This is a genomic window from Halomonas salsilacus (genome assembly GCF_051216275.1).
Taxonomy (GTDB): Bacteria; Pseudomonadota; Gammaproteobacteria; order Pseudomonadales; family Halomonadaceae; genus Halomonas.
In genome coordinates, this window is the sequence record NZ_JBPKAQ010000002.1 from 310860 (window position 1) to 327974 (window position 17115).

Here is a 17115-nt window from a genome sequence, read left to right on the forward strand (position 1 = left end):
GGCCACGGATGGCCCGCCCAGCAGCCCGCTCGGCGGTAGTAGTGGCTACCGTCTTCGTCCATGAGAGCAGGACATGTCAGGCTCTCGGGAAAAAAGCCTTGCGCAAGGGCCGGGAGCTGGCAATAGCTAAGGCTACTGCTGGAGCTGGAGCACCCGCCGCTGGAGGTCGGCGGAGGCTTGCATCAACTGCATCATCTCGTTGAGATCATCTTGATGCCGTTCCAACAGATAGACAGCTGCAGGGTTCTCGGCGATGCGTGTCATATTCTCGGCAGACTCCTTGAGTCTGGGGCCTAGTTCCTCTGTGAAGCGCTGCAAAAATTGCTCACAACCTCCTGGCGCCTCATCCTTACAGCGCTGGTAACTCAAGTAGGTGCGTTCTATAGCCTGCGCTGTCTTGAAGGCCATTTCATAGGCGGGATCAGGGTATATGCGGTTCTCTGTCGTGGAGATGTCTTGTTCCTGCGAGTCATCGAGCGCAGTGCCTGGCGGGCAAGGATCAGACTGCCATGTCAGATGGCCTTTGATAATGCACTTATTGACCGCTAGGACGGGGGTTGCCAGCGCGAGCAGGGCCGCCGCCAGAATCATATGCTTCATGTAGCCTCCCTCTTCAATTCCCTGAGAACAGAGTAGACGACTGGAGCCCAAGGATGAATTTGCACCTTCATGGCGTTAGCGGCTCGCCCTGAAGCTAACATTTGCGAACATGTCCAGCGCCCAGCAGCAGGCGCCAGTTTCAATTTTTTTCAGGTCGCTGGCCACAGCCACGCGCGCGTATGGGCCGGAAAATCATCAGACGGCCATACGGCAAAGGCGCCCAGCATGGGGCACCCTTGATATATCTTGATTGTTTTTCAACAAGTCGCCGCCCTTTTTACGGGCTCGGGTAATCATCAGACTGGCACCGCGCCAACTCTCGCTCGACGGCCAGGCGCACAAACTCGCCACGGTTGCGGTGGCCATGGTGACGCCCCTGGGTCATCAGTCGGTCGATAGCCTTTACCACCTCAGCCTCGACGCTCACTATCAGACGCACGGGCTTGGCAAACCGTCGCGGATTCTTGCTCATGGTGTCGGCTCCTCTCCGGTGTCGGGGTCTAGCGCCACCTCTGGCAGCGCCAGGTCTAGCTGGGGCGGGCTGTCCAGGTCGATGGCCGGCAGCGTCTCCAGATCAATGCCGCCCTTTTCTAGTCGGGAAGAATCATCAGTCATCAGGCGCCGGTAGGCGTCACAGGCGGCCTTTGACGGGCGGCCCTTGGGGTTGCTTCGTCTCATGGTGTCGCCCCTCTCAGCATGGCGTTAGCGGCTCGCCTGCCGGCATTGGCGCAGCGGTGGGCCTGGGGCTCGGCATCAGCGCCAGTCGCCCAAGCCTCGACATAGCGCCGGGCCAGTTGCATGGCCTCAGCCTCGGACCTTAGGGACAGGTGGCGTATCACGTAACGGGTATCATCCGGCGCCAGCTCACAGTGGCGCTCGATGTAGGCCAGCCAGGGCGGCTCAACGTGACTCGCTGCTGGCGCTTCGGTGGGGGCCGGTGGCTCAGGGTAGGCCGGCCAAACGGCCTTGGCCGCCTCCAGCGCCTGAGCATTTCTGAGCATCAGGTGGCCTTGCCGCCGGGCGGCCTCAAGATCCGGTGCCACCTCGAAGGCGTCGTCTATCACCGCGACCAGCTCAGATCGTACCCGCCGGCACAGGGGCGCCAGCGTCTTGCTAAGGTGATACGCCAGCTCCGGCCCAAGGTCGCGGCCTGCATCAGCCAGGGCGGCCAGCAGCGTCTCGACCTCATGCGCCGGGCCGGCCTTTTCCTGCCCTGCCTGCTTTTCGTGGTGTCCCACGTGTCCCACGTGTCCCAACGGCTCAACCATGCGGGTTTGCGGTGGGACAGGTGCGGGACAGGTGGCCGGGGCAGGTGTCCCAGCGAAGGCGCGAAAAACATCATCCAGGCTCATGCCTCGCCCTCCTCGCCCTCAACTGGGCGGATCGCGTAGACGCGGGGGCGGGTGCCATTGATCCGCACGCGAACGGACCGGGCGCCGGTATCTCGCTCAACTATCCAGCCGGCCACCTCCAGGGCTTCGGTGCCGCGCTTCAGGTCAAAGCCGCCCAGCGCCTCGACCAGCCCTTCGCCGTTGAATAGGTAGGTACGGCCCCCGGCATCATCACGCCACCAGCCGGCCCGGTTGTGGACCGTGTGGCCGCTGCCGCTGTGCAGGTCGCTGAAACGGGCATCGCCGTGTCGCTCGATGAAACCGGATACGTTGGCCAATATCTGCTCATGCTCGGACCTCACGCCTCCTTGGCCGCCGGACCATGCTTGGAAGGCGTCAACAGCAGCGGCCATGGCCTCGCCCTCCTCCCAGCCAACCAGCCCATACTCGGCAGCCAGCTCGCCGGCCAGCCCTATCAGCGCCAGCACCTTGGCGGCCCGGCCTTGCAGCGCGCGGGACGTGGCGAAGCCCGGTAACTGGGCGAAGCGGTCTACCTCGGCAGCCAGATCGCGCTCCTCGCGCACCAACCGCTCGATGAACGCCGGCCCAAGGTGGCCATGGTGGCGCGTCACTTCACTTTTCAGGTGATCCGCAAAGGCACGCCCATCGGCCAGGTGGTGCAGATGGTCGAAGGCGCCATATTGGCGCTTGGCCGGTATGTCCAGCAGACGGACCGCCTGTCCGGCATGTGGACTCTTGCCGGCCTCCCTCATGTGGGCGGCCAGGGTGCGCTCGCCGCTGCTCAACACCGCGATGCGCCAGCGGTGCGAACGCCGGGCGGTGCCGTTGCGGCTGGCGCGGGTCTTGCCGGTGCCGTTGCCCAAGGCGTAGACCGTGGCGCCCACCTCGCGGCCATCAGCCTCGCCTATCTCATCCAGCACCAACGCCGTGTCGCTCAGGGCGGCGGCCACGCCCTCCAGGCCGTTGCCCGTGGCGCGCCAGGTGCGCTTGAAGTCGGGACCGCCCCACACGCTCGCCGCTACCTCCAATAGCGTGGTCTTGCCGTTGGATGAATCGCCCACCAGATGGATACCGGCGGTTTGTCGGTGGCAGAGAAACAGCAGGGGGCCGGCCAGGGCGGTGGACACAGCCAGGACCATTAGCAGGTTGCCGCTGCATAGCCGGCCAATGTGATCGCGCCAACTCTCCAGGGTGCCGGCGGCGGCGTAGTCGTCTTGCCCGGCAAACTCGCTTTGAAAGGTGATCCGGTGCGCCAGCTCGCCCTGGGCGATGGTGCGCCGGGGCATGACGAACGCCCGGCTCTCCTCCAGTTGGTGCCAGCCGACGCGGGTAGCGGCCACCACCACCTCATCGGGCGCCTGCCTCGCTGCCCATTGATTCAGCTCCTTGAAGGCGTCGGGCTCGATGCGAACGCCCATATCCAGCAGCTCGCCGCGCATCTCCTCGCCGCTGCCCTTCAGCAGCCGCAGGGGCATTGCCCATTGGCGCCATGGACCATACAGCGGCTTGAACCGCAGCAGCAGCCCGTGGTTTTCGCCCCGCTCGTCATGGGTGGCGGCCAGACACTCGACGGGGGTGGATACGCGCTTGTCGAAAGGCTCGGGGTCGCCGTCGCCCTTGGGCTGGCGCTGCCCGTGGTAGAACAGCCCCGGCGGCCCGTATTGGCTGGGGGCCAGGTAGCAGGCGAAGGTGGGGCGCCTGGGCTCCTTCACCTTGGTTGGCGCCGCCTTGCTGGGGTCCACCTCACGGGCGATGGGACACGTTGGGACAGGTGGTGTCCCGCTGGTGTCCCGGCTGGAAGCCCCGTCATTACTGGGCTGGGACACGTGGGACAGGTGGGACACGTCTAACGGGGTATGGGCCGGCTCAGGTGCAGGCGGCTGGCCGAACATGTCGCCGGTATCAGGGTCGCGGTACTCAGTCACCATGGACACCTCCCAGCCGGCAAAGGCGCACATCGGCAAAATCGGTGCAGCCCTCGCAGCCCTCGCAAAAGGACGGCATCAGCAGCTCGGCACCAACGGCAAGGGCAGCATGGCGGGCTTCAACCGCGCCCTTGTTGGCCAGCCCTTGGGCCGGCAGGTGGCGGTCATCGTCACCGCAGATGGTCATGGCCACCTCAGCCGGTAGCCGTTGGCGAAGGCGCCGCGCCACGGGGGCCAGGTTGTCGGCATTGCGGGCCACCACCACAGGCGCGCCCATGGCTTCATGCAAGGCGGCGGCGGTACTCCAGCCCTCGGCCACCAGAACGTGCTTAGCGCCAGCCAGGCGACCTATCAGGCTGGCCACGCCCTTGACGCGCCCGCCCTTCAGGGGGCGTTTGCTGCCATCGGGAAAGATGCGCTCCAGATTCACCAGCTCGCCCTCGAAGTACAGCGGCACCAGCAGCACCTCGCCGCGCTGGCGCAGGTTGTAGGGCGGTAGCCGCTTGCGGGCCAGCCAGGCTTGGGTCGGATCGCCGGGGCCGGCCTCTGCCCACCAGCGTCGGGCCTTGCCGGCAGTCTTGGCCGCTTGCTGCTGGCGCTCTCGCTCTTGGCGGTCACGCTCTCGCATGGCGTCCAGTCGGGCCTGGGCGGCGGCCTCGGGGTCGCTGGCGCCGTGAAGCGTCACCACCTCGGCCACGTCCAAATGAAAGATGCCGTAGGTGGCGGCCAGCGGGGAATGGATGCGATACCAGCCGTTTTGCTTGCCGGGCTTGTCAGGCGTAGCGAATCGCTCGAAGCGGCCTGACGCCCTAGGGGTCAGCGTCACGCCATGGGCGGCAAGGGCTTCGGCCAATACGGCCTCGATGCTGCTATGCTTGGGGGGCGCTTTCGGCGGCGCATCAATATGGGTCCGGCCCCTGACGGGGGGACGGGCCTTTTGCGTTTCGGGTGTCATGCCTCGCCCTCCTTGCGTCTACCGCGTCCACCTTGTCCGCCTTGGCCAGTGATCCAGCGCCAGGCGCGGGCCAGCAGGTGCGAAAGCTCAAACATGGCTGGCGCCCTCCTCGGCTTGCTCTTGCAAGAACTCGGATCGCTCGCCCAAGGTGGCGCCCACAAGGTCCACAGCCGTCAGCAGCCCGTGGTAACGGGCCGGGGGCATGTCGTGGTCGCGTAGCACGTCCACCAGCGCCGTATGGGCTTGGTCCAGGGTGCGGATATTGCCGACACGCTCAGCGCCGGCCAGGTTGGCGACATCCTCGAAACTCAGGCGGCCCGGTACGGTGATCGCGCCCACCAGGGCATCATTCACGCGCACGGGCCTTTCATAGCCGGCAGGGGGTAAGGCGGCCTCGCCTTCGGTATCGAATCGCTCGGCCACGGCTTGCAGGTAGCGGGCCAGGTCGCTGGCGCTCTCGCCGTGTAACGTCAGGTCGATGGTGGTCATACCGTCGCCCCCCGCTGGGCTTGCTCCCAGCTCTCAACGTCGCTTAGCGACCAGCGGGTAAGGTTGCCGGCCAGCTTAACCGGCTGGACAAAACGCCCCTCTCTTGTCCAACGCCATATGGTGGCCTCATGGGTGCCGTAGCGGGTGGCCAGTTGCTTGACGGACAGCCAGGCGCGCCAGGCATTGCTGGCGCCTTGCTTGTCCGGTGCGGGGGTGTCGTGGCCGCCGGTAGTGGCGGCGCGGGTGGGGTCTGCCATGTGGTACTGCCTCGCGTTGTGGATTCACGGGCAGCATGGCGTGGCGAAATAGCGAATTGTCCCAAATGGAAAGGGGTGGCGTTCCTTATAGGTTCGAGATAGGGGTAAATCGAATCATCGCCGCTCGCTGGCACGCTCCTCGCGGGCGGCGTGTATCTCCTTAACGGTGTCAGCAATTGGGTCTTTGTCCAATTTCAGCCCATGTTGCTCCAGAATGCTTTGCAGTGTGGCGGCTGCCTTGTAAGGCTCGGCGGGTATCTCACCGTCCAGCGCCTTAAGCGCCAGCGCCTCAATCAATGTTAGATAGGTCTGCCGGCGGCGAGGGTGAAGCGGTTTGTCTTGCGATGCGGTTGGCGCCTGGGGCTTGGGCATGACGCGAAGTGCCTCGGGTATGTCATCGTCGGCAATGCCTGACGCCTTCAGCCAACGGTAAACTTCGGCACGCTCGAAGGTCAGGCGCACCGCATCAGCGTCATAACCAAACGTCCAAATCATGTTTTCGGGGTCACAGGGCGCCCAATAACGCTTAATTGTCATCTCGCGCTCAACCGGGTCGGGCTCGGCTTCTTCTTCCAACACTTCAACAGCTAAAGGGGCTAGCTCTCCACGCTGGGATGCCTCAACAATCACACGATTCCATGCTCTGTACTCTTGAATCTCGTGATCACCTATCAAACCAGCTCTGGCGGCAGAAATATCGAAACCAGTTAGAAGGCTCGCCACATCATCGCAGCTCAGCCGACTAGCAACGTGCCACGGTGTAAGTGCCATGCGCTACTCCTCGCGCTCGCTCCAGTGAAGGTTGGCCGACGGGCGCGGTGGAGTCGCCGCGCTTTCGGGAGCTACCCTAGCCGGCCAAATCGGTTATTCGGTGGATGCCTTGCGAATCGCCGTCACCTTGTCGCTGGCGCCGGCAGGTGTGGCCAGGAAAGCGGCCCATTGCTTCATCACGCGGGCACGCTTGGGCAGCAGATCGCCCCGGCGGTAGGCGGCTTCGGCTTGGTTGCCGATAGCGTGGGCCAGCACCATCTCGGCCACGTCATGCGGGGTCGCGGTGCGCTCGGCCATCCAATCGCGCAGGCTGCTACGGAAGCCGTGAACGGTTGCCCTCTCCTTCTCGCCCATGGTGGCCAGCAGGTCAGTCATTGCCCGGTCGGCCAGCTTGCGCCCGCCGTTGCGGGTGAATACCAGCCCCTCCTCGGCCTGGGGCAGTGATCGCAGCAGCTCGACGGCAGCAGGCGCCAGCGGTACGCGATGCTCGCGGCGGCCTTTCATCCTGTCCGGCGGTATCGTCCAAACCGCCCCGGCCAGGTCGATCTCCTCCCAGCGGGCGCCCAGCGCCTCGCCGGAACGGCTGCCCGTCAGGATGGTGAAGGCAAGTGCCTTGGCCGGCATATCGTCACGCTCGCACAGCCGCGCCCAGAAAGCCGGCATGTCATCAATCGGCATGGCGCGGTGGTGTGCCTTCTTCTTTATCTTGGCTGGCGCCGGCAGCGCCGCGTCTAGGTTGCCTTTCCAAGTCGCAGGGTTGGGGCCGGCGCGGTGCCCATGGGCGGTTGCCCACGCCATCACGCTCTCGATGCGCTGGCGCACGCGGGCGGCGGTAGTGGGCTTGGTGGTCCAGATGGGCTCAAGGGCTTGCTTGACGTGGACCAGCTCAATATCGGCCACGCTCATGGCGCCCAATGTTGGTAAGGCGTATGCCTCCAGGCTTTGGCGCCATTGGGCAGCGTGCTTCGGGTTGCTGGCCTCGGCTTGCTTCACCTTTATTACAGCCTCGGCTGCCTCAGCAAACGTCAGGCGCGCCAGCTCAGCAGCCAGGCGCGCTTGCTTGGCTGCCTTCTTTTGGCTCAAGGGGTCGATGCCTTCGGCCAGCAGCTCGCGGACCTTGCGGGCCTTGTCGCGGGCCATGGCCAGGGACGTATCGGGGTAGCCGCCCAAGCCGTGATCCCGACGCACCTTATAAGGCTTGCCGCTCTTGGCCAGGCGAGTCTCGCCAGTGGTGTATCGCAGAATCCACGAACGGGCGCTGCTCTTATCGACGCGCAGCAGCAGGCCGGCAACGTCGCCCACAGCATGGTAGCCGGGGGTGGTGAGTCGCTTCACCTCAAGGGCAGATAGGGGGCGGGCTTTCTTGGGCATGGCTGCTTACCAACATCCTTACCAACATACGCTGTGTTATTGGATGCTAATCTATGCCACGCTGGGCTACAAGGAAGGAAGGTAAGTAGCTGTTTTGCTTGGTACCGGCGGTCGGACTCGAACCGACAAGGGCTTGCACCCGGCGGATTTTGAATCCGCTGCGTCTACCAATTCCGCCACGCCGGCAGTGCGCAAGCATTATACGTGGGCCTGTAGGCAGGTCAATCGCGGGCCTGACTTCGCGCCATCGAGCCGTTATCCTAGGCGGCTTGCCCAGAACCACCGGATCCCGATACCGCCATGCAGCGCGCCGACTTTCACTTCGAGCTTCCCGACGAGCTGATCGCCCGATACCCCGCCGAGCAGCGCACCGACTGCCGCCTGCTCTGCGTCGACGGTCCCACTGGCGGGTTGACCCACCGTCGCTTTCCGGACCTGCTCGCGCTGCTCGAGCCCGGCGACCTGCTGGTATTCAACGACACCCGGGTGATCCCGGCGCGGCTGCACGGCCACAAGGCCAGCGGCGGCCGGGTGGAGATGCTACTGGAGCGCCCGCTGGATGCCCACCGCGGCATGGCCCACCTGCGCTCCAGCAAGTCGCCCAAACCCGGCACCGAGCTGATCTTCGAGGGCGATGTGCGCGCCGTGGTGGAGGGGCGCCGCGACGCCCTGTTCGAGCTGCGTTTCCTCGGCGAGACGCCGCTGATCGAACTGCTGGAGCAGCACGGCCATATGCCGCTGCCCCCCTATATCGACCGTGACGACGAACTGGCCGACCGCGACCGCTACCAGACCGTCTATGCCCGCCGCGACGGCGCCGTGGCCGCGCCCACCGCCGGGCTGCACTTCGACGAACCGCTGCTCGAGCGGCTTGCCGAGAAGGGCGTGGAGCGCGCCTTCGTCACCCTCCACGTGGGCGCCGGGACCTTCCAGCCGGTGCGTGCCGACGACATCCGCGAGCACGTCATGCACAGCGAGTGGCTGGAGGTGGACGAGTCGGCCTGCGCGAAGGTGCGCGCCGCCCGGACAGCCGGCCGCCGGGTGATCGCCGTGGGCACCACCAGCGTGCGCTGCCTGGAGAGCGCCTGCGCCAACGCCCCCGACGGCGAGATCGCCCCCTACCGCGGCGAAACCGACATCTTCATCTATCCGGGCTACGCGTGGCGCTGCGTCGATGCCCTCATCACCAACTTCCACCTGCCGGAGTCCACCCTGCTGATGCTGGTGGCTTCCTTCGCCGGCTTCGATACCACCCTTGCGGCCTACCGCGAGGCGGTGGCCGAGCGCTACGCCTTCTTCAGCTATGGCGATGCGATGTTCCTGACTCACCAGCGTTCCTGATTCGAGACTTTCATGCGTAATGAATGCTTCATGACCTTTGAGCGACTGGCCAGCGATGGCCGGGCGCGCCGTGGCAGACTGACTTTTCCCAGGGGAACGGTCGAAACACCCGCCTTTATGCCGGTGGGCACCTACGGCACCGTCAAGGGAATGACCCCGGTGTCCGTGGAGGAGATCGGTGCCGAGATCATCCTCGGCAACACCTTCCACCTGTGGCTGCGGCCGGGCATGGAGGTGATCGAGGCCCACGGCGATCTACACGACTTCGCCCAGTGGCACAAGCCGATCCTCACCGACTCCGGTGGCTTCCAGGTCTTCTCGCTGGGCGAGATGCGCAGGATCACCGAGCAGGGCGTGCACTTCCGCTCGCCGGTGGATGGCGCCAAGGTGTTCATGGGGCCCGAGGAATCCATGGCGGTGCAGCGCTCGCTGGGCTCCGACGTGGTGATGATCTTCGACGAGTGCACCCCCTACCCGGCCACCGAGAAGGAGGCACGCCTCTCCATGGAGCGCTCGCTGGGCTCCGATGTGGGGATGATCTTCGACGACTGCACCCCCTACCCGCCCACCGAGAAGGAGGCACGCCTCTCCATGGAGCGCTCGCTGCGCTGGGCCCAGCGCTCCCGCGACGCCCACGGTGATTCGCCCTCGGCGCTGTTCGGCATCGTCCAGGGGGGCATGTACCCCCAGCTGCGCGAGGCCTCGCTGGCGGGTCTCATGGAGATCGGCTTCGACGGCCTGGCCATCGGCGGCCTCTCGGTGGGCGAGCCCAAGGAGGAGATGATTCAGGTGCTGGACACCCTGCCCACCTGGATGCCGGAGGAGACGCCTCGCTACCTGATGGGGGTGGGCAAGCCCGAGGACCTGGTGGAAGGGGTGCGCCGAGGCATCGACATGTTCGACTGCGTGATGCCCACCCGCAACGCCAGGAACGGCCACCTGTTCACCTTTGATGGCACGGTGAAGATCCGCAATGCCAAGCACCGCCGCGATACCGACCCACTGGAGGCCGGGTGCGACTGCTACACCTGCCAGCACTTCTCCCGGGCCTACCTGCACCATCTGGATCGCTGCAACGAAATGCTCGGCTCGATGCTCAACACCATCCACAACCTGCGCCACTATCAGCGCCTGATGGCCGGTTTGCGCGGTGCCATCGAAGCGGGTACATTGGCGAACTTCGTGGAAGGCTTCTATGCACGGCGCGGCCTGCCGGTGCCTCCCACCCCGAATTGATAACGTCCGGCAGCGCTCCCCGAGGGGTCGATGCCAGACGCCACTGCCCCGCCCTTGGCGGGGCAGTCAACCTTACTCATCCCAACCAGGAGACACCCACCCATGCTGGATTTCTTCATCGCTCCGGCCTACGCCCAGGATGCCGCTGCCGGCAGCGGCATGGCCCAGATCGTCATGCTGGTCGGCTTCGTTGCCATCTTCTACTTCCTGCTGTGGCGCCCCCAGGCCAAGCGGGCCAAGCAGCACAAGCAGCTGATCGGCGGACTCGCCAAGGGTGACGAGATCGTCATCGGCGGTGGTGTGCTGGGCCGCATCACCAAGGTGAGCGACGACAGCGAGTTCCTGACCCTGGAGATCGCCGAGGGCACCCAGATCAACGTGCAGAAGAACGCCGTGGCGGCGGTGTTGCCCAAGGGCACCATCAAGGCCATCTGAAGCGTGACCTTCCGGCCCCGCCCCTCGGCGGGGCCGCTTTCGATCGCCGCGGCATCCCCGTGGCGATCATGACGTTTAGACGTCATCTTCCCAACGTCCGCAACGCACGTTGTCAGCAAACGTTGTCAGCAACCTGAGGGCAGGGCTCGCATGCTCAACCGTTACCCAATGTGGAAGTATCTGCTGATACTGATCGTTCTCGCCGTCGGCCTGGTTTACTCGCTGCCCAACCTCTATCCCGAAGATCCGGCGGTACAGATAAGCAGCGGTCGAGGCGATGCCACCCTCGATCAGCGCCAGCTCGAACGCGTTCAGGACTCCCTGCGCGAGGCAGGCATTACCATCAAGTCCGTGGAGAGCAGCGAGAGCAGCGTACTGATCCGCCTCGGTGACGCCGACGAGCAGCTCCAGGCCCGCGACCGCATCGCCGCCATGCTCGACGAGGACCTCGTGGTGGCACTGAACCTCGCCGAGTCCACCCCGGGCTGGCTGCAGGCCCTCTCCGCCTCGCCCATGACCCTGGGCCTCGACCTGCGCGGCGGCGTGCACTTCCTGCTCGAGGTGGACATGGACGCCGCGGTGACCCAACGCCTGGAGGTCAACGCCAGCGCCATGCGCGAGCAGCTGCGCAGCGAACGCATTCGCTACCGCGGCACCGAGATCGAGGAGCGCACCCTGACGCTGACCTTCACCAGCGAGGAGGACCGCGACGCGGCCAGGCGCCTGATCAGCCGCGAGTTCCGCGACTTCGACTACCAGAACGTGGGCGACGGCCGCGGCGCGGCACTGGTCATGACCCTCACCGACCAGGCGGTCAACGAGATCCAGGACTACGCGGTCAACCAGAACCTCACCACCCTGCGCAACCGGGTGGACGAGTTGGGCGTGGCCGAGCCGATGGTGCAGCGCCAGGGCCCCGATCGCATCGTGGTAGAGCTGCCCGGCGTGCAGGACACCGTAGCCGCCAAGCGGGTGGTAGGCGCCACCGCCAACCTGGAGTTCCGCCTCGAGGCGCGCCCGGACACTCCGGACGCAGAGACCGAGACTCTCGCGTTTCGCAACGATGAGGCGCGCAGCGCCGACCTGATGCGTGACGTGATCATCACCGGCGACAGCGTCTCCAGCGCCAGCCGCAGCTTCGACGAAAGCGGGCGCCCACAGGTCAACATCAACCTGGACGGCACCGGCGGCACCCTGATGAACCGCGCCACCCGCACCAACATCGGCCGCAACATGGCGGTGCTGTTCATCGAGCATAAGACCCGCGACAGCGTGGAGATGGTCGACGGCGAGGAGGTCATCGTCCGCGAGCCCTACACCGAGCGCGGCCTGATCAGCCTGGCCACCATCCAGAGCGCGCTGGGCAACAGCTTCCGCATTACCGGGCTCGATTCGCCCACGGAGGCGGCTGAGCTCGCCCTGCTGCTGCGCTCGGGCTCGCTGGCCGCGCCCATCTACTTCGTGCAGGAGCGCACCATCGGCCCGAGCCTCGGCGCCGAGAACATCAAGCGCGGCGTGATGTCGGTGCAGATCGGTCTGCTGCTGGTGGTGCTGTTCATGCTGATCCGCTACAAGGTGTTCGGCGTCATCGCCAACGTGGCCCTGGCACTGAACCTGACCCTGCTGATGGCGGCCATGTCGATGCTCGGCGCCACCCTCACCCTGCCCGGCATCGCTGGCATCGTGCTGACACTGGGCATGGCGGTGGACGCCAACGTCCTGATATTCGAACGCATACGCGAGGAGCTGCGCGGCGGGCTCTCGGTGCAGCAGGCGATCCATGCCGGCTACGAGCGCGCCTTCACCTCCATCGTTGACGCCAATATCACCACTCTGCTGGTGGCGGTGATCCTGTTCTCGATCGGCACCGGGCCGGTCAAAGGCTTCGCGGTGACCCTGTCGCTGGGGATCATCACCTCGCTGTTCACCGCCCTGCTGGTGACCCGCGCGATGGTGAACCTCGTCTACGGCGGCAAGCCGGTCAAGAAGCTCTGGATATAAGAGGTGGCAATGAAAACCCTCATCAACCGACAGTTCGACTTCATGGGCAAGCGCCGGCTCGCTTTCGCGATCTCCGGCCTGCTGATCCTGGTGTCGATCGTCTCGCTGCTGTTCCAGCAGCTTAACCTGGGGCTGGACTTCACCGGCGGCACCCTGGTGGAGGTGCGCTACGCCGCAGCACCTTCCCTCGAGGCCGTCCGCCAGACCCTGGAGGGCGCCGAGTTCCGGGACGTCTCGGTGCAGACCTTCGGCGCCTCTACCGAGGTACTGATTCGCCTGCAGCAGGCCTTCGATGCGGACGTGGGCGATCGCGTGGTGGCCCTGCTGCGCGACGGCGGCGAGAGCGTCGAGCTGGTGCGCGCCGAGTTCGTCGGCGCTCAGGTGGGCGAGCAGCTGCGCGATCAGAGCGGCCTGGGCCTGCTGGTGGCGCTGGGCATCGTGATGCTCTACGTGGCCTTCCGCTTCCAGTACAAGTTCGCCATCGGCGCCCTGCTGGCGCTGATGCACGACGTGATCATCGTGGTCGGCATCTTCTCGCTGTTCCAGCTCGACTTCAATCTCACCGTGCTGGCGGCCCTGCTGGCAGTGATCGGCTATTCGCTCAACGACACCATCGTGGTCTACGACCGCATCCGCGAGACGATCCGAAAGTCGCGCCTCGACGACATGCCGGCGATCTTCAACGAGGCGATCAACATGACCCTTTCGCGCACGCTGGCGACGTCAGGCACTACCCTCCTGGTGCTGATGGCGCTGCTGCTGCTGGGCGGGGACATGATCCACCACTTCTCGATCGCCCTGATCATCGGCGTGGTGGTCGGCACCTTCTCCTCCATCTATGTGGCCGCGGCCCTGCTGCTGGCGGTACACCTCCAGCGCGAGGATCTTATTCCTGCCAAGAAGGAAGATCCCGAGGCCGAGGAGGAGCTGCCCTGAGGGCGACGCCTCTGCCTGAGCTGCGCCGCCCGCAGATGACGCTCATGCGAAGACGCCACCCGGCAAGCCGGGTGGCGTCTTCGTTTCAGGCTCGACAGCGGTCAGAAGTTTCGCTGGTGTCATGGGACCCCGCTGAAGCGGATACGTGGCCCGAAGATCTCGTAATGGAGCTGATCGTCGCCATAGCCCATCCGCTTGAGCAGAATGTTCAGACCCGACATGAAGGGCGTCGGACCGCAGAAATAGACGTCGCCGCGACCCTCGAAGGGCAGCCACTTCTCGAGGATAGCCGTATCCAGGTAGCCGAGATAGTCGGCCCCCTCGCCCTGCTCGTAGGCCACATGATACTTGAAGCCCTTATGCGCGCTCAGTGCGCGAAGCTCATCGTGCATGACGTGGTGTGAACGGTCGCGACAGCAGTGAATGAATACCAGAAGCTCGAGCTCCCAGCCTTGCGTTACGGCATTGAGCAGCATACTGATCAGCGGCGTGATGCCGATGCCCCCGCCGATCAGCACCGGCCTCTCGGAACGTTTCTCGACGACAAAATCGCCGGTGGGGGGGCGCAGCCAGACCCTGTCGCCGACACTGGCAGCATGCAGAAAGTTGGAGACCTGGCCCGGGACCGAGGTCCCGGAGGCCTCCGCCTTGACAGTAATGCGATAGCAAGGCTCACCGGGGGCACTGGAAAGCGAGTACTGGCGAATCTCGTCGAACGGCGAGGACGGCGGCTGGGTCTTGACCCCCACATACTGGCCGGGCCGGAAGTCGGCGATCGGCTGGTCGTCTTCCGGCCGCAGGTAGAAGGACTTGACCTCGTCGGTCTCGCGCTCGATCCGGTCGATGATGAAGGCGCGATCGCCACGCCAGCCACCCCGCGTGGCCTCGTTCGCCTGATAGATCCCCTCCTCGGTCTGGATGAAGATCGCCGCCAGGGCCTCATAGGCCTCTGCCCACGCCGTCAGCACGGGATCGTCGTCGTGCAGTTTGAGGTGGTCGCGAATCGCTTCCAGCAGATATTTGCCGACGATGGGGTAGTGCTCCGGAGCTACCTGCAGGCTGGCATGCTTGTGGGCGATGCGCGTCACCGCCGGCCCCAGGGCCTCCAGCTGGTCGATATGGCTGGCATAGGCGAAGACCGAATCGGCCAGTGCCCGCGCCTGCTCGCCCTTCGCCTGGTTGGCCATGTTGAAGATGTGCTTGAGCTCGGGGTGATGGCTGAACAGCTTGTCATAGAAGAGGCGGGTGATCCTTTCCCCTTCACTCCCGAGTAACGGGGCGGTGCTCTTGACCGTTTCGATAGTGGACTGAGACAGCATGCAAACCTCCGGGATGACGTGCTAGCTTTAAGTGGTATGTATAATACCTTTTATAGCCTGATCGAGGGGGAGGCGCCTCCCCCGTTATTCGATTGCCCGGTCTCGTGGGGCTTGGTCGGCTCGCTTCACCGCCGAGCACACAAGGCCTCAACCCTGCTGCTGCGCCTGCAGCCTGACCGCATGGACCCGACTCTGCAGGAAGGAGAGACGCCGAGGCCGAGGAGTAGCTGCCCTGAAGGCCGAGAGCTAAGAGCTAAGAGCTAAGAGCTAAGAGCTAAGAGCCAGGCTCCAACCGAAAGCGCCCCCCGCAGCAAGGCTGCGGGGGGCGCTTTTCTTATCTCATCAGTCCTGGCGATTCGGGCTCAGAAGTGCGGCTTGAGCTGCTGCACCAGGGCCTTGTAGAGCCTCGGGCCCGCGGCCATCAGCTGGCCTTCCACCTCGACCTTGGGCTGGCCGTCCGGAGTGCCCATCAGGGCCCCGGCCTCCTTGAGCAGCAGGCTGCCGACGTGCATATCCTGCTCCTCGAGGCCGAGTACGAAGGCGGCATCTGCCCGGCCGGTGGCCAGTTCGGCCAGGTCCAGCAGGCCGCTGCCCGAGGCGCGCTGCACCTCGATGACCGGGCCGAGCTGCTGCACCAGGGTCAGGTAGGCCGGCAAGTGGCGGTTGCGCAACCAGGTCTCGGGCAGCCCCATGGCAATGCGGGCACCGCCCACCGCCAGGGTCTTGGGCACGCGGATGCGCTTACCGTTGTGCTGGGCACCGCGGCCACGGCTGGTCAGGTACTCATCGTCGCTGAAGGGGCAGATCACCACCGCATGCTCCGGACGGCCCTTGACCAGGCAGACCACCGACAGGGCAAAGCCCGAGGCAGCCACGCCGAGGTTCGAGTAGCCGTGGAAGGGTTCGATCTTCCACAGGGTGTCAACGCCTTCCCCCTCGCCGGCGCGATGGGGGGTGAAGCGCCCGACGACGCCATGCTGGGGGTAGCCACGGGAGAGCTGACGGACGATCAGCGTCTCGGCGTTGCGGGCGGCGTCCTCGAGCAGGCGGTCGAGATTGCTCTCTTCGTGGGCATTCTCGATACGCTCGCGAATGCGCAGGAACTGTTCGCCGGCGCTGCGCGCGGCGCGCAGCGCATATTGGACCATCGGATGCATGATCGGGCCTTGAGGAGTCGGTGGTGTTAAAGAACGGGGGGGTTCGTTGTAACAGACGGCGCGCATCCTAGCAGACCCCGACACTTTTCGCCATGCCCTTGGCCCTTGGCCCTTGGCAACATGCTAGACTCCCTCTCTTTTGTTTCCACCTGCCTAACGGTTTTCCCATGCTCGACCGCATCCGTATTGTCCTGATCGGCACCAGCCACCCCGGCAACATCGGCGGCACCGCCCGCGCCATGCACAACATGGGGCTCACCGACCTCGCCCTGGTGGCGCCACGCTGCACGCCCGTCACAGCGGACAGCGTCTCGCGGGCCTCCGGGGCCGATCACCTGGTCAACGCCGCCCCGGTCGTGGATACCCTGGAGCAGGCCGTGGCCGACTGCACCCTGGTGGTGGGCGCCAGCGCCCGCTCGCGCACGCTGCCCTGGCCGATGATTACCCCGCGGGGACTGGGCGAGCAGCTACCGGGGGAGTTGGCCACCTCCGAGGCACGTGTCGCCCTGGTCTTCGGCCGCGAGGACAGCGGCCTGACCAACGCCGAACTGCAGCGCTGCCATGCCCACGTGCATATCCCCACCAACCCCGACTTCAGTTCGCTGAACCTGGCCGCCGCCGTGCAGGTGCTGGCCTACGAGTGTCGATTGGCCTGGCTGGCCAGACGGGAGGCTCAAAGCGAAGAACCCACGCCACCGCTCGCCACCCATGCTGAGCTGGAACACTACTTCGCCCACCTGGAGCGCACCCTGATCGCCATCGGCTTCCACGACCCGGACATGCCGCGCCAGCTGATGGCCCGCCTGCGCCGCTTCACCCTCAGGGCGCGTCCGGAGCGCATGGAGCTGAATATCCTGCGCGGCATCCTCTCCGATACCGAGAAGCTCGTGCCGCATCGCGACGACGGCCCCGCCTGAGCCGGTGCGCCTTGAAGGGACAGCGGCACGCCCCCACACTGTCTCAATCACCT

18 protein-coding genes and 1 tRNA gene are annotated in these 17115 nt (G+C 65.4%); 6 read left to right on the forward strand and 13 right to left on the reverse strand.

What is annotated here, in order from left to right; translation table 11 throughout:
• Positions 1-132 precede the first annotated feature (132 nt).
• The 11 genes from ACR80S_RS04860 to ACR80S_RS04910 all read right to left on the reverse strand — a co-directional run bounded on the left by ACR80S_RS04860 (position 133) and on the right by ACR80S_RS04910 (position 7906).
• Positions 133-600 carry a hypothetical protein gene (locus tag ACR80S_RS04860; RefSeq protein WP_435402682.1) on the reverse strand — a complete coding sequence of 156 codons (468 nt, stop codon included), beginning with the start codon at positions 598-600 and terminating at the stop codon, positions 133-135.
• Positions 601-877: 277 nt separating this feature from the next.
• Positions 878-1072 (reverse strand): ribbon-helix-helix domain-containing protein, encoded by a 195-nt coding sequence (locus ACR80S_RS04865; RefSeq protein WP_435402683.1) that lies wholly within the window; start codon positions 1070-1072, stop codon positions 878-880.
• On the reverse strand, positions 1069-1278 hold the full coding sequence (locus ACR80S_RS04870; RefSeq protein ID WP_435402684.1) for a hypothetical protein: 210 nt from the start codon (positions 1276-1278) through the stop codon (positions 1069-1071). The genes ACR80S_RS04865 and ACR80S_RS04870 overlap by 4 nt, the downstream gene beginning before the upstream one ends.
• Positions 1275-1838, reverse strand: coding sequence for a hypothetical protein (locus tag ACR80S_RS04875; protein ID WP_435402685.1), 564 nt, complete (start codon positions 1836-1838; stop codon positions 1275-1277). Before ACR80S_RS04875 ends, ACR80S_RS04870 begins: the two co-directional genes overlap by 4 nt.
• A 110-nt stretch (positions 1839-1948) precedes the next feature.
• Positions 1949-3880, reverse strand: coding sequence for a DUF927 domain-containing protein (locus ACR80S_RS04880; protein ID WP_435402686.1), 1932 nt, complete (start codon positions 3878-3880; stop codon positions 1949-1951).
• On the reverse strand, positions 3870-4730 hold the full coding sequence (locus tag ACR80S_RS04885) for a toprim domain-containing protein (RefSeq protein WP_435402687.1): 861 nt from the start codon (positions 4728-4730) through the stop codon (positions 3870-3872). The genes ACR80S_RS04880 and ACR80S_RS04885 overlap by 11 nt, the downstream gene beginning before the upstream one ends.
• Positions 4731-4919: 189 nt before the next feature.
• Positions 4920-5321: a hypothetical protein gene (locus ACR80S_RS04890; protein ID WP_435402688.1), complete on the reverse strand. Its 402-nt coding sequence runs from the start codon at positions 5319-5321 to the stop codon at positions 4920-4922.
• Positions 5318-5578, reverse strand: a complete 261-nt coding sequence (locus tag ACR80S_RS04895; protein ID WP_435402689.1) for a helix-turn-helix transcriptional regulator — start codon at positions 5576-5578, stop codon at positions 5318-5320. Before ACR80S_RS04895 ends, ACR80S_RS04890 begins: the two co-directional genes overlap by 4 nt.
• A 114-nt stretch (positions 5579-5692) precedes the next feature.
• The gene (locus ACR80S_RS04900; protein WP_435402690.1) at positions 5693-6349 is read right to left on the reverse strand and encodes a hypothetical protein; all 657 of its coding nucleotides are present in this window, start codon (positions 6347-6349) and stop codon (positions 5693-5695) included.
• A 93-nt stretch (positions 6350-6442) separates the two neighbouring features.
• A complete protein-coding gene (locus ACR80S_RS04905; RefSeq protein ID WP_435402691.1) occupies positions 6443-7720 on the reverse strand; it encodes a tyrosine-type recombinase/integrase in 1278 nt (425 codons plus the stop codon).
• A 99-nt stretch (positions 7721-7819) separates the two neighbouring features.
• A tRNA-Leu gene (locus ACR80S_RS04910) sits at positions 7820-7906 on the reverse strand.
• 114 nt (positions 7907-8020) lie between these two features.
• On the opposite strand from ACR80S_RS04910, the gene queA reads away from it, so the two are divergent.
• From queA to secF, 5 genes are all read left to right on the forward strand, one after another.
• Positions 8021-9061, forward strand: a complete 1041-nt coding sequence (gene queA / locus ACR80S_RS04915; RefSeq protein ID WP_435399385.1) for a tRNA preQ1(34) S-adenosylmethionine ribosyltransferase-isomerase QueA — start codon at positions 8021-8023, stop codon at positions 9059-9061.
• Between the two features lie 30 nt (positions 9062-9091).
• Positions 9092-10297, forward strand: a complete 1206-nt coding sequence (gene tgt / locus ACR80S_RS04920) for a tRNA guanosine(34) transglycosylase Tgt (RefSeq protein ID WP_435402692.1) — start codon at positions 9092-9094, stop codon at positions 10295-10297.
• Between the two features lie 102 nt (positions 10298-10399).
• Positions 10400-10732: a preprotein translocase subunit YajC gene (yajC, locus tag ACR80S_RS04925; protein WP_435399387.1), complete on the forward strand. Its 333-nt coding sequence runs from the start codon at positions 10400-10402 to the stop codon at positions 10730-10732.
• Positions 10733-10882: 150 nt separating this feature from the next.
• Positions 10883-12733 carry a protein translocase subunit SecD gene (secD, locus tag ACR80S_RS04930; protein ID WP_435402693.1) on the forward strand — a complete coding sequence of 617 codons (1851 nt, stop codon included), beginning with the start codon at positions 10883-10885 and terminating at the stop codon, positions 12731-12733.
• Between the two features lie 9 nt (positions 12734-12742).
• Positions 12743-13669: a protein translocase subunit SecF gene (secF, locus tag ACR80S_RS04935; RefSeq protein ID WP_435399389.1), complete on the forward strand. Its 927-nt coding sequence runs from the start codon at positions 12743-12745 to the stop codon at positions 13667-13669.
• Positions 13670-13788: 119 nt separating this feature from the next.
• On the opposite strand, the gene hmpA is transcribed toward secF, so the two are convergent.
• Positions 13789-14988, reverse strand: coding sequence for an NO-inducible flavohemoprotein (hmpA, locus tag ACR80S_RS04940; RefSeq protein ID WP_435402694.1), 1200 nt, complete (start codon positions 14986-14988; stop codon positions 13789-13791).
• 362 nt (positions 14989-15350) lie between these two features.
• The gene (locus tag ACR80S_RS04945; RefSeq protein ID WP_435399391.1) at positions 15351-16145 is read right to left on the reverse strand and encodes an inositol monophosphatase family protein; all 795 of its coding nucleotides are present in this window, start codon (positions 16143-16145) and stop codon (positions 15351-15353) included.
• Positions 16146-16312: 167 nt separating this feature from the next.
• On the opposite strand from ACR80S_RS04945, the gene trmJ reads away from it, so the two are divergent.
• A complete protein-coding gene (trmJ, locus tag ACR80S_RS04950) occupies positions 16313-17062 on the forward strand; it encodes a tRNA (cytosine(32)/uridine(32)-2'-O)-methyltransferase TrmJ (RefSeq protein ID WP_435402695.1) in 750 nt (249 codons plus the stop codon).
• The last annotated feature ends 53 nt before the right edge of the window (positions 17063-17115 follow it).

Excerpts from the sequence above, each read along its gene's own strand:
- yajC (WP_435399387.1), top strand. The coding sequence starts at position 10,400 with ATGCTGGATTTCTTCATCGCTCCGGCCTACGCCCAGGATGCCGCTGCC.
- ACR80S_RS04895 (WP_435402689.1), bottom strand. The coding sequence starts at position 5,578 with ATGGCAGACCCCACCCGCGCCGCCACTACCGGCGGCCACGACACCCCC.
- ACR80S_RS04905 (WP_435402691.1), bottom strand. The coding sequence starts at position 7,720 with ATGCCCAAGAAAGCCCGCCCCCTATCTGCCCTTGAGGTGAAGCGACTC.
- secD (WP_435402693.1), top strand. The coding sequence starts at position 10,883 with ATGCTCAACCGTTACCCAATGTGGAAGTATCTGCTGATACTGATCGTT.
- ACR80S_RS04900 (WP_435402690.1), bottom strand. The coding sequence starts at position 6,349 with ATGGCACTTACACCGTGGCACGTTGCTAGTCGGCTGAGCTGCGATGAT.
- hmpA (WP_435402694.1), bottom strand. The coding sequence starts at position 14,988 with ATGCTGTCTCAGTCCACTATCGAAACGGTCAAGAGCACCGCCCCGTTA.
- ACR80S_RS04945 (WP_435399391.1), bottom strand. The coding sequence starts at position 16,145 with ATGCATCCGATGGTCCAATATGCGCTGCGCGCCGCGCGCAGCGCCGGC.
- ACR80S_RS04890 (WP_435402688.1), bottom strand. The coding sequence starts at position 5,321 with ATGACCACCATCGACCTGACGTTACACGGCGAGAGCGCCAGCGACCTG.
- queA (WP_435399385.1), top strand. The coding sequence starts at position 8,021 with ATGCAGCGCGCCGACTTTCACTTCGAGCTTCCCGACGAGCTGATCGCC.
- ACR80S_RS04870 (WP_435402684.1), bottom strand. The coding sequence starts at position 1,278 with ATGAGACGAAGCAACCCCAAGGGCCGCCCGTCAAAGGCCGCCTGTGAC.
- ACR80S_RS04880 (WP_435402686.1), bottom strand. The coding sequence starts at position 3,880 with ATGGTGACTGAGTACCGCGACCCTGATACCGGCGACATGTTCGGCCAG.
- tgt (WP_435402692.1), top strand. The coding sequence starts at position 9,092 with ATGACCTTTGAGCGACTGGCCAGCGATGGCCGGGCGCGCCGTGGCAGA.
- ACR80S_RS04860 (WP_435402682.1), bottom strand. The coding sequence starts at position 600 with ATGAAGCATATGATTCTGGCGGCGGCCCTGCTCGCGCTGGCAACCCCC.
- trmJ (WP_435402695.1), top strand. The coding sequence starts at position 16,313 with ATGCTCGACCGCATCCGTATTGTCCTGATCGGCACCAGCCACCCCGGC.
- ACR80S_RS04865 (WP_435402683.1), bottom strand. The coding sequence starts at position 1,072 with ATGAGCAAGAATCCGCGACGGTTTGCCAAGCCCGTGCGTCTGATAGTG.
- secF (WP_435399389.1), top strand. The coding sequence starts at position 12,743 with ATGAAAACCCTCATCAACCGACAGTTCGACTTCATGGGCAAGCGCCGG.